The sequence below is a fragment of the Streptomyces sp. NPDC002265 genome (assembly GCF_040296125.1).
GTDB lineage: Bacteria > Actinomycetota > Actinomycetes > Streptomycetales > Streptomycetaceae > Streptomyces.
The window spans coordinates 1-11,495 of sequence record NZ_JBEOWS010000317.1; the positions used below are offsets into that span (position 1 = coordinate 1).

Sequence of the window (11,495 nt, forward strand, 5' to 3'; positions counted from 1 at the left end):
CGCCCACCGAGTCGGTGGGCGCCCTTCGGGTCCGTACGGGGCCGGTCCGGATGGACGGCGGCGGCCGTGCGTGGCTACTCGGCGACGGCGGCGGCCATGGCCGGCGCGTTCATGAGGACCGTGCGCCTGGGGTTGGCCGTCTGCGTGGGAAGGGAGACGGGGTGCTCCGGCTGGTCCGGGGTGTGCAGCGCGTCGGCGCCGTCGAGGTGCGCCAGCGTCGTACGCCGCGGGTTGGCTATCGTGCGGAACATCGTCGTCGTCTTCACGGTTTGTACGAGACCTTGTCGTTTCGGGCGCCGGGAGGGCCTCAAGTGCCCCCCGCACGGGCGCGGGTTATCAGAACGCTGCCCTTTGTAAAACGTCAGGCTAAACATCCGGAATCCCGCAGATGACGTGAAGACCCCATGATCTCCGTGTGAGTTTGCTCACCTACCCTCGATCAAAACGGTCAATTCAGGCCCGCGCCCTACTCAGTCGAAACGGACATTAGCCGCCTGAAGCCACCATTCCGCTCCCGATCATGTCGACTGGGACACCCGTTCCGCCCCCTTGATTCACCATGGTTTGCCCGACATAAGGCGGAACTCATTCAACAACGGGTGATCTATCGCTCACGTGGTGTCACGGAGGTCACAGGTCGGCCTACGGGCCTTGTTGGCGCTCCTGCACTGTGCTGGAATTCCTCGGACCGCCGCAGGTATCGAGCTGGCACACAGGGGGGCGCGATCACGCGCCGAGTGGCGGCTACGAAGGGGGAGCCAGCGCCGGTCGCTCACGACCACCACGGGGGCGTATTCAGGGCGCCCCTATGACGCCGACACCGTGTCCTTCCGTTCGCGCGGAGGGGCGCCTGGTCCAGAGGTTGCGACAGTAGTGCAGGGACGATTCAAGAGGGATGGCAGTGCTTCGGCGGAGCCGGAGCCGCACGGCGGGACCGACCGCGGTTCCTCGCCCCAGCACGCCCAGAACCAGGGCTCGGCCGGCGACGGCGGTGAGCGCCCCGGGCGCCCCGGCGCGGCCGGATCGACGGGCCCGGTTCCTGTGGTGACGGCTCCGAAGGGCGTCCCGGGCCCCGGCTCGCGCATGGCGCTGCGCAACTGGCGCATCTCCACGCGACTGGTGTCGCTGCTGGCGCTGCCGGTGGTCGCGGCCACCACGCTGGGCGCCACGCGTATCAACCAGTCGATGGACGACATCCAGCAGCTCGACAACATGAAGCTGCTGACGGAGATGACCAAGCAGGCCACCGAGCTGGCGAGCGCGCTCCAGGAGGAGCGCGACCAGTCGGCCGGTCCGCTGGCGCACCAGGCGGGCGCGACCGACTACACCGTCAAGGGATACCGGGACAAGACCGACCGGGCCCTGACCAACTTCCTCGACGCCGGCGACAAGATCGACGCCGCGAGCAAGCAGGGCAACCTCCAGGGTGTCCGTGACAGCCTCGTCGGCCTCCAGCGCGACCTGAACAGCCTCAGCAAGGTCCGCTCGGGTGCGTACGAGGCCGAGGGCAACTCGATGCAGACCGTCGAGGCCTACCACCGGCTCATCCAGCACCTGCTCGACCTCTCGCAGGACATGGCCGAGGCGACCAGCAACCCCGACATGATCCAGCGCACCCGCGCCCTGTCGGCCTTCTCCGCGGCCAAGGAGTACGCCTCCGAGCAGCGCGCCCTCCTCGGTGCCGCGCTCCCGACGAGCAACCAAGAGTTCGGCAGCCTCTCCGAGAACGACCGCCTGTACGGTGTCGCGGCCCTGGACAGCCAGGACTCCGAGCTCAACAGCTTCCGGTCCATCTACGGCGACTCGGGTGCCGAGGAACTCCTCAAGCCGATCGAGTCGGGCAACGCCACGATCGAGGGGACCGACACCTTCGCCGAGCGCGCGCTCAGCAAGCAGAACGGTCTGAAGTCGCTGGACAAGCTGTCCTACAAGGACTGGCTCGACAACAGCTCGACCAAGATCCTGGGCATGAAGCAGATCGAGCACTCGCTGCTCGAGGACATGGAGCAGAAGGCCCGCGAGCTGCGCAGCGCCTCCGAGCGCGAGGCGATCATCTCCGGTGCGCTGATCCTGCTCGTGCTCGGTGTGTCGCTGGTCGGCGCCTTCGTCGTGGCCCGGTCCATGATCCGCTCGCTGCGCCGCCTGCAGGAGACCGCCACCAAGGTCGCCCAGGACCGTCTGCCCGAGCTGGTCAAGCAGCTGTCCGAGTCCGACCCGCAGGACGTCGACACGTCCGTGGAGTCGGTCGGTGTGCACTCCCGGGACGAGATCGGCCAGGTGGCCGCGGCCTTCGACGACGTGCACCGCGAGGCGGTCCGACTGGCCGCCGAGCAGGCCCTGCTGCGGGGCAACGTCAACGCGATGTTCACCAACCTCTCGCGCCGTTCCCAGGGTCTTATCCAGCGCCAGCTGTCGCTGATCTCCGAACTGGAGTCCCGCGAGGCCGACCCGGACCAGCTGTCCTCGCTGTTCAAGCTCGACCACCTCGCGACGCGTATGCGCCGTAACGGTGAAAACCTTCTCGTCCTCGCGGGTGAGGAGCCCGGCCGACGCTGGACCCGCCCGGTCCCGCTGGTCGACGTCCTCCGCGCCGCCGCGTCCGAGGTGGAGCAGTACGAGCGCATCGAGCTGGCCTCGGTGCCGAGCACCGAAGTCGCCGGCCGCGTCGTCAACGACCTCGTGCACCTCCTCGCAGAGCTGCTGGAGAACGCCACCTCGTTCTCCTCCCCGCAGACCAAGGTCAAGGTCACCGGTCACGCGCTGCCCGACGGCCGCGTGCTGATCGAGATCCACGACACCGGCATCGGCCTCTCGCCCGAGGACCTCGCCGCGATCAACGAGCGGCTCGCCTCGCCGCCCACCGTGGACGTCTCCGTCTCCCGACGCATGGGCCTCTTCGTGGTCGGTCGTCTGTCGCAGCGGCACGGCATCCGCATCCAGCTGCGCCCGTCCGACTCCGGCGGTACGACCGCGCTGGTCATGCTGCCCGTGGACGTCGCCCAGGGCGGCAAGAAGCCCCAGCCCAAGCCCGGTCAGGGTGCCGTCAACAGCGGTCCGGCCGCGGCGCAGGCGGCGGCCGGCATGGCCGCGGCGCGACGCCAGGGCGGTGCCGTCGGCGCGGGTGCTCCGGGCGGTGCGCCCGGTGGTGCCCTCGGTGGCGGCGCCTCGGCCGGCAACACCGGCCGGATAGCCGCCGGACAGGGCCCGCGGGCCGCGCTTCCCGGCGCGGGTGCGAACGGCCGGCCCGGCGCGGCACGCGGACCGCAGGGTCAGGGCGGCCCCCAGCAGGGCCGGCAGGCTCCGGCCGCCACGGGTGGCGGCCTCTTCGGCCAGGCGCCGAACGCCCAGCAGCAGGGCATGCAGTCCGGTGGCGCGAACGCCCAGCAGGGCTTCGGTGACGACCAGGGCCGCGACGCCTTCGGCGGCAACAACGGCAACAACCGTGGTGCCGTTCCCTCGCAGCGCGCCAACGCCGACGCCGAGCCGCAGGGCCGTCGTTCGCGCCGGCCGCAGCTTCCGGGCCGCGGTGGAGCGCGCGCCGAACTGCCGGGCGCCGACGCCCAGCAGCGCACGCCCAGCTGGAGCGACGAGAACGCGCAGCCGCCGGTTCCGCGCACCCCGCTGGACGCTCCGCGCGGCCACGAGGAGCCGGACGTCTCCCAGACGGCCCAGATGCCGCGCATCGACGACCGCCAGGGTCCGGGCAGCACCTCCGAGTTCGCCCGGCCGGACTTCAACGCGCCGCGCCCCGGGTCTCACAACGGCCAGTACAACACGGGCCAGTTCGCCCGCCCCGGCGCCGCCAACGGTCAGCACAACACGGGTCAGTTCGCCCGCCCGGACGTCTTCGCCCCGGGTGCCGGACAGAACCACTCGTCGGGCACCGGTCAGTTCGCCGCCCCTCAGGCGTACGACAGCAGCTCCACGGGTCAGTTCGCCGCCCCGCAGGCCTACGACAACGGCTCCACCGGGCAGCACGCCCTGCCGGGCCGCCCGGCGCACGCGCCCATGCAGAACAACACCGGCCAGTACGAGCGCCCGCAGACCGCGGGCCCGGACTACGGTGCCCAGCAGCGGCCGGCCATGCCGCAGCGGCCCGCCCAGCCGGAGGCGCTGCCGCCGGCCAGCGGTCCCGGCGACGGCCGTACCCCGCTGTTCGACACGCTGGAGACCAACTGGTTCCACGGTCAGCAGGGCCAGCAGCAGGGCCACTCGGGTCAGCCGCAGCACAACGGCTCGGCCCAGGTTCCGGCCCAGCCGCAGCAGCCCCCGGCGCCGCAGCAGCAGGCTCCGGCTCAGCAGCGTCAGGCGCCCGCCGCCTGGCGCAGCTCACCGAACGACGACATCGTCCGTCAGGCCGAACGGGTGCGTAAGCCCGCGGCCGGCGGCGTCACCACCTCCGGACTGCCGCGCCGGGTGCCCAAGGCGAACCTCGTCCCGGGCACAGCTCAGCAGCAACAGCACCACACCGGTCCGCAGGTCTCGCGTGCGCCTGACGACGTACGCGGCCGGCTGACCAATCTCCGTCGGGGTATCGCGCAGGGTCGCCAGGCCGGCAACGGCCAGACCGGCAGCTTCCCGAACCCCACTCACCAGCAGGAGCGTTAGTTGAGTCCGATGAGCCAGGCGGCACAGAACCTGAACTGGTTGATCACCAACTTCGTGGACAACACCCCAGGGGTGTCCCACACAGTGGTGGTCTCCGCCGACGGCCTTCTGCTGGCGATGTCCGAAGGCTTCCCGCGTGACCGCGCCGATCAGCTCGCCGCTGTCGCGTCGGGTCTCACCTCGCTGACGGCCGGGGCCTCCCGGATCTTCGAGGGCGGCAGCGTCGCGCAGACCGTCGTGGAGATGGAGCGCGGCTTCCTCTTCCTCATGTCCGTGTCCGACGGATCGTCCCTGGCCGTTCTCGCGCACCCCGAGTGCGACATCGGCCTCGTCGGCTACGAGATGGCGCTGCTGGTCGACCGCGCGGGTGCGGTGCTCACGCCTGACCTGCGCGCCGAACTCCAGGGAAGTCTGCTCCACTGACCGTCCTGGATCTACCCGTCTCACCAAATCACCGTCCGGCCGCCACAATCCCCCCACCGGCCCCCGTCAGACGGCAAGACTGACCGATCTGCTGTCCCGTCCGGAGGATTCATGACCCCGCCCAACGCCTCTCATGATCCGTACGCGGAGTCGTACGGGGATGAAGGCGACCAGCCGCTGGTCCGTCCTTATGCGATGACCGGCGGCCGGACCCGGCCGCGTTACCAGCTCGCCATCGAAGCGCTGATCAGCACGACGGCCGACCCGGCAGCGCTCATGGGGCTCCTCCCGGAGCACCAGCGCATCTGCCATCTGTGCCGTGAGGTGAAGTCGGTCGCCGAGGTCTCGGCGCTGCTCGCCATGCCCCTGGGTGTGGCACGGATCCTCGTCGCGGACCTCGCGGAGGCCGGACTGGTCGCCATTCACCAGCCGGGCGGCGACGAGACCACCGGCGCACCGGACGTGACACTGCTCGAAAGGGTGCTCAGTGGACTTCGCAAGCTCTGACGGAGGTCGGGCGACCACCTCCGCAAAGATCGTGGTGGCCGGCGGCTTCGGCGTCGGAAAGACCACGTTCGTGGGCGCCGTCTCCGAGATCAACCCCCTGCGTACCGAGGCCGTCATGACGTCCGCTTCCGCGGGCATCGACGACCTCACGCACACCGGGGGCAAGACCACCACCACCGTGGCCATGGACTTCGGCCGCATCACGCTGGACCAGGACCTGATCCTGTACCTCTTCGGTACGCCGGGCCAGGACCGCTTCTGGTTCATGTGGGACGACCTGGTGCGCGGTGCGATCGGCGCCGTGGTCCTGGTCGACACGCGGCGGCTCGCCGACTGCTTCCCCGCGGTCGACTACTTCGAGAACAGCGGTCTGCCGTTCGTCGTGGCCCTCAACGGCTTCGACGGCCAGCAGCCGTACCAGCCGGAGGAGGTCCGCGAGGCTCTCCAGATCGGCCCGGACACTCCGATCATCACGACGGACGCCCGCCACCGCGCGGACGCCAAGTCGGCGCTGATCACGCTGGTCGAGCACGCGCTGATGGCTCGCCTGCGCTAATTCTCCAGTCGAAAGCGGCGTACGAAGGTTGCCGTAGACGTTGCCGGAGCCGACTGTGGTCTTTGACACGGTCGGCTTCGGCGTTCATAACGTTTCGGCAGAGGAATCCGGTGGTACGGCAACGCGTCGCGGTCGATCGGTCTCGCTGTGCGCATGAAAGCCCCGTCTTTTGGCGGGGCTCGCTCTTTATGACCGTTTTATCTGGGGCTTACATCACACCGAACCGGCTCTTCCGACTGTTTGGAGGAGCACTGGTCCCCATGCTGGAATGCCTGAACTGCCCAATAGTCAAAGACGTACTCACTAGTCGAGAACGTACTGGGCTCTGAGACACTGCGGCACGACGAAGGTGCCGACCGCCGAGAGGTTGTTGGTCGAGTGAGGCGAAGCAAGAACAGTCCCGAGCCGGCGGCGCGGGGCAACTTCACCCCGCCGTCGCGCGGAGTGACGCCCGCCCCTGTGCAAGGGCCCGAGCCGACGGCGACGCCCCCTGCGAGTGGCGGCCGTCTCTCTCCCCGCAACTGGCGGGTGCCCACCAGGCTGAACGCGATTCTGCTCATCCCTGTGATGGTCGGCCTCGTCATGGGCGGCTTCCAGGTGAAGAGCTCGATCAACACCTGGCAGGAAGCGGAGGACGCGCAGAACACGGCGCGTCTGGTGCGGGCGTCCCTGGCCTACGCGGACGCTCTCTACAACGAGCGTGACGTCACGGCCGAACCCCTGCTGGACGACAAGGGCCAGGACGACAAGGTCGTCACGGCGGCCCGCAAGTCGACGGACGACGCCGCCGACGTCTTCGACCAGGCTGCGCAGAACATGCCGCAGACCGCCGGTCTCCAGCGTCGTCTGAAGCTGTTCCGCGCGGAGGAGCCCAAGCTCCAGGCGATCCGCTCGGCCGCGTACACCTCGAAACTGCCCGCCGTGAAGACGGAAGAGGGCTACACGCAGGTCGCCCACCCGCTGATGGAGTTCGCCAACGAACTCGGCCTGGGCACCGGAAACATCACGAGCTACGGCCGTACCGTCTACGCGATCTCGCTGACCAAGGCCGCTCTGTCCCTGGAGCGCTCGATCGGCATGCACCTGCTGATCAAGCCCGGCCCCAAGGACGTGGACTTCGCCAAGCAGCGCGTCGCGCTCTCCTCGTACGCCTACCTCGAGGGCATCGCCGTCGAGGAGTACCTCGGTGGTGGTACCGAGGAGGACGCCGCCAAGCTGGAGACCGCCAAGGCGAAGATCCAGTCGCAGGGCAAGGAGATGGCCGCGCAGGCCAAGGGCGCGAACCCGGACTACGTCCCGCCGCCGTCCGACCCGACCGACATGGTCGCGGCCCTGTCGACGATGCAGAGCACGGACCGCTCCGTGCGCGTCGGGCTCGCCCAGGGCGGCATCGACAAGCAGAACTGGTGGGCGGTCAACACGCTCAAGTACCAGGCGTACAGCAAGATCGAGTCGGACATGGCCGACAAGGCCGTGAGCGAGGCGTCCAGCATCGCCGACGACGCCAAGACCTCCGCCTTCATCACCGGTGCCGCCGTCGTGGTCGCCCTGCTCGCCGCGTTCATCCTGGCCGGCATGGTGGCCCGCCAGATGAGCCGCTCGATGCGCCAGCTGCGCAACGCCGCCTTCGGCATCGCCGAGCAGCGTCTGCCGATGCTGGTCGACCAGCTCTCGCGCACCGACCCGGGCCGGGTCGACACCCGCGTGCAGCCCATCCCGATCACCACCACGGACGAGATCGGCGAGGTCGCCCGCGCCTTCGACCAGGTCCACCGCGAGGCGGTCCGACTGGCCGCCGAGCAGGCCCTGCTGCGGGGCAACATCAACGCGATCTTCACCAACCTCTCGCGCCGCAACCAGTCGCTGATCGAGGGCCAGCTGACCCTGATCACCGACCTGGAGAACAACGAGGCCGACCCGGACCAGCTGGAGAGCCTCTTCCGCCTGGACCACCTCGCGACCCGTATGCGCCGCAACGGCGAGAACCTCCTGGTCCTCGCCGGCGAGGAGCCCGGCCGTCGCTGGGACCAGCCGGTCCCGCTGGTCGACGTGCTGCGCGCCGCCTCCTCCGAGGTGGAGCAGTACGAGCGCATCGAGCTGTCGGGCGTCCCGGAGGCCGAGATCCACGGCCGCGCCGTGACCGACCTCGTGCACCTGCTCGCCGAGCTGCTGGAGAACGCCACCACGTTCTCCTCCCCGCAGACCAAGGTCCGCGTCACCGCGACCCGTCTCCCCGACGGCCGCGTCATGATCGAGATCCACGACAAGGGCATCGGCCTGACCGCCGAGGACTTCGCGGACATCAACCACAAGCTGGCCAACCCGCCGACCGTGGACGCCGCGATCTCCCAGCGCATGGGTCTGTTCGTGGTCGGCCGGCTGTCCGACCGGCACGGCATCCGCGTCCAGCTGCGTCCCTCGGGCGAGCAGGCCGGTACGACCTCGCTGGTCATGCTGCCCGACGCGATCACCCACGGTGGTGGTGGCGAACAGCAGCTGCAGGGCGACGAGTTCACCGTCTCGCAGATCATTCCCGAGCAGCAGCTCCAGCAGCAGTACCCGGCCGAGGAGTTCAGCCCGCAGCAGCCGATGCGCACCGCGGCCGAGCTCGGCTTCGACGACAGCCGCTACGAGGTGCCGGACGACATCCGGGACCTGGACCCCGTCGGCCGCTCGCTGATGCGCGAGGGACGCCGGGCCGCCCTGGAGACCCAGGCGCAGCCCCAGGAGGACGCGCAGGAGTCCGAGGCCGCTTCCTACGGTGAGGAGTTCGACGCCCGGCACGCCGCCTACGAGAGCGGTCAGGCGTCCTACGGCACCGAGGCGGCCGCGTACCCCGAGCAGACCGCCGGTTACGACGAGCAGACCGCGTACGAGGGTCAGCAGCAGCAGTCGTACGACGAGCAGTACTTCGCGCCGAACGGCGGCCAGCCGCAGAACGACGGCTTCGCCCCGAACGGCGGCTACCCCGACCCCGCCTACGCGGAGCAGGCTCAGCAGGAACCGGAGACGGCGCACGGCGCCGCCCCGGAGACCTTCTCGGGCTTCGGGGAGCAGTCCTACCAGGACGACTGGCCGCAGCAGACCGGTTTCCAGAACGGCTACCCGGACCAGTACGCTCCGGGGGCGGAGTCTTCGCAGGCCGCTGACGTGAGTCAGCCGGACCGCGTAGGCTTCGACCGTCCGGGACCGGCCTCCTCCGCCGCTCAGTCGCTGACCGGTGCCGGTCTGCCCCGTCGCGGTGCGGGCACGAGCGGTGCGAACGGCGCGGGACGTGCGCAGCAGCCGCCGCAGCAGCAGGCGCAGGCCTCCGCTCCGGACAACGGTGGCAGCGACTGGCGGTCGGCGAACGACGACCGCTGGACGCAGGCCGCGCAGCTGCGGAAGCCCAAGGCGGGCGGGGTCACCTCCTCCGGTCTGCCGCGGCGGGTGCCCAAGGCCAATCTGGTCGAGGGAGCCGCCGAGACCACCCCTCAGGGAGGCCCACAGGTCTCCCGCGCCCCGGAGGACGTCCGGGGCAGGCTGAGCAACCTGCGTCGAGGCGTCGAACGTGGACGCAGCGCAGGCAGTGAAACGAACGGCCAGGGCTTCGGTCCTGACAGCACCTACAACCAGGAGCGTTAGTGTGAGCCCGATGAGCCAGGCGGCGCAGAACCTGAACTGGTTGATCACCAACTTCGTGGACAACACCCCGGGGGTGTCCCACACGGTGGTGGTCTCCGCCGACGGACTCCTTCTGGCGATGTCCGAAGGGTTCCCCCGTGACCGTGCCGACCAGCTTGCGGCTGTCGCGTCGGGTCTGACCTCGTTGACCGCGGGTGCCTCGCGCATCTTCGAAGGCGGCCATGTGAACCAGACGGTTGTGGAGATGGAGCGAGGGTTCCTCTTCATCATGTCCGTCTCCGACGGTTCCTCGCTCGCTGTTCTTGCACACCCGGATGCGGACATCGGTCTCATTGGGTACGAGATGGCACTGCTGGTGGACCGTGCAGGTACGGTGCTGACCCCGGATCTTCGTGCGGAGCTCCAGGGGAGCCTTCTCAACTAACAGACAGATCGTGCGTATTGGCGTCCCGGGGCCGTAAGGTTTCGGGACGCGGCTCCACAGTGATGGATGCCAGTGCACAGTCGGAGGAGGAGAGAAAGTGGCAACACCCCCAGGCGGCTCATCGGGCAACTGGTCGTACGGACCCGGCCAGGGCCAGGGCGACGGTTCGCAGAACCCGTACAACTTCCCCTCCGCGCCAAGCCAGCGGCGCCACCAGCAGCCGTACGCGCCCCAGGGCCCGCAGGGTCCCGGTCAGTCGCCGTACGACCAGCCGAACGCGCCCCGCATCCAGCCGGTGCAGCCGCAGCGCCGAGGCCCCGAGCCTGCGCCCGCCGGAAGTTCGAACAACCCTCTGGTGCGCCCGTACGCCATGACGGGCGGCCGCACCAGGCCGCGGTACCAGCTCGCCATCGAGGCGCTGGTGCACACCACCGCATCTCCGCAACAGATGCAGGGCCAGTTGCCCGAGCATCAGCGGATCTGCAACCTGTGCCGAGAGATCAAGTCGGTGGCCGAGGTCTCGGCCCTGCTGTCGATCCCTCTCGGTGTGGCCAGGATCCTCGTCGCCGACTTGGCGGAGGCGGGACTGGTCGCCATTCACCAGCCGGGCGGCGACGAGAACGCCGGCGGCCAGCCAGACGTGACACTGCTCGAAAGGGTGCTCAGTGGACTTCGCAAGCTCTAGCGGCGGTCCTTCCCGCTCCACCACCTCCGCGAAGATCGTGGTGGCGGGCGGCTTCGGCGTGGGTAAAACCACGTTCGTCGGCGCCGTCTCGGAGATCAACCCGCTGCGCACGGAGGCCGTCATGACGTCTGCTTCGGCAGGCATCGACGACCTCACCCACACCGGGGACAAGACGACCACGACGGTCGCCATGGACTTCGGTCGTATCACCCTCGACCAGGACCTGATCCTGTACCTGTTCGGCACGCCCGGCCAGGACCGCTTCTGGTTCATGTGGGACGACCTCGTGCGCGGCGCGATCGGCGCGATCGTGCTCGTGGACACGCGGCGTCTCGCCGACTGCTTCCCCGCGGTCGACTACTTCGAGAACAGCGGTCTGCCCTTCGTCATCGCCCTCAACGGCTTCGACGGCAACCAGCCGTACCAGCCGGACGAGGTGCGCGAGGCGCTCCAGATCGGCCCGGACGCCCCGATCATCACGACGGACGCCCGCCACCGCGCGGACGCCAAGTCGGCGCTGATCACGCTGGTCGAGCACGCGCTGATGGCACGCCTGCGCTGACACGGCGCGCATACCGACAGGTGGGCGGTCCTTCCCGAGCCGGGGAAGGACCGCCCACCTGCTTGTGCGCCGACCCCGTTGTGGGCGCCGGGGAGATAGGGAGAGG

The 11,495-nt window shown here is 69.5% G+C and carries 9 protein-coding genes; 8 read left to right on the forward strand and 1 reads right to left on the reverse strand.

Features of this window, described 5'->3' with window-relative positions; translation table 11 throughout:
- Positions 1-74 precede the first annotated feature (74 nt).
- Entirely contained in the window at positions 75-266 is a 192-nt protein-coding gene (locus ABT085_RS36745; protein WP_351618299.1) for a hypothetical protein, read from the reverse strand.
- Between the two features lie 607 nt (positions 267-873).
- Here ABT085_RS36745 and ABT085_RS36750 point away from each other — a divergent pair.
- From ABT085_RS36750 to ABT085_RS36785, 8 genes are all read left to right on the forward strand, one after another.
- Positions 874-4,608 carry a sensor histidine kinase gene (locus ABT085_RS36750; RefSeq protein ID WP_351618302.1) on the forward strand — a complete coding sequence of 1,245 codons (3,735 nt, stop codon included), beginning with the start codon at positions 874-876 and terminating at the stop codon, positions 4,606-4,608.
- A gap of 9 nt (positions 4,609-4,617) precedes the next feature.
- Positions 4,618-5,031, forward strand: a complete 414-nt coding sequence (locus ABT085_RS36755) for a roadblock/LC7 domain-containing protein (protein WP_003993189.1) — start codon at positions 4,618-4,620, stop codon at positions 5,029-5,031.
- 111 nt (positions 5,032-5,142) lie between these two features.
- Entirely contained in the window at positions 5,143-5,538 is a 396-nt protein-coding gene (locus ABT085_RS36760) for a DUF742 domain-containing protein (protein ID WP_152888400.1), read from the forward strand.
- Entirely contained in the window at positions 5,519-6,094 is a 576-nt protein-coding gene (locus ABT085_RS36765) for an ATP/GTP-binding protein (RefSeq protein ID WP_162468659.1), read from the forward strand. Before ABT085_RS36760 ends, ABT085_RS36765 begins: the two co-directional genes overlap by 20 nt.
- 378 nt (positions 6,095-6,472) lie before the next feature.
- Positions 6,473-9,718, forward strand: coding sequence for a nitrate- and nitrite sensing domain-containing protein (locus ABT085_RS36770; protein WP_351618307.1), 3,246 nt, complete (start codon positions 6,473-6,475; stop codon positions 9,716-9,718).
- Between the two features lie 10 nt (positions 9,719-9,728).
- The gene (locus ABT085_RS36775; RefSeq protein WP_152888434.1) at positions 9,729-10,142 is read left to right on the forward strand and encodes a roadblock/LC7 domain-containing protein; all 414 of its coding nucleotides are present in this window, start codon (positions 9,729-9,731) and stop codon (positions 10,140-10,142) included.
- A gap of 97 nt (positions 10,143-10,239) precedes the next feature.
- The gene (locus ABT085_RS36780; protein WP_351618310.1) at positions 10,240-10,827 is read left to right on the forward strand and encodes a DUF742 domain-containing protein; all 588 of its coding nucleotides are present in this window, start codon (positions 10,240-10,242) and stop codon (positions 10,825-10,827) included.
- Positions 10,808-11,389: a GTP-binding protein gene (locus ABT085_RS36785; RefSeq protein WP_351346482.1), complete on the forward strand. Its 582-nt coding sequence runs from the start codon at positions 10,808-10,810 to the stop codon at positions 11,387-11,389. The genes ABT085_RS36780 and ABT085_RS36785 overlap by 20 nt, the downstream gene beginning before the upstream one ends.
- Positions 11,390-11,495: the final 106 nt, after the last annotated feature.

Coding starts and splice junctions, on each gene's coding strand:
- ABT085_RS36755 (WP_003993189.1), top strand. CDS start 4,618: ATGAGCCAGGCGGCACAGAACCTGAACTGGTTGATCACCAACTTCGTG.
- ABT085_RS36760 (WP_152888400.1), top strand. CDS start 5,143: ATGACCCCGCCCAACGCCTCTCATGATCCGTACGCGGAGTCGTACGGG.
- ABT085_RS36775 (WP_152888434.1), top strand. CDS start 9,729: ATGAGCCAGGCGGCGCAGAACCTGAACTGGTTGATCACCAACTTCGTG.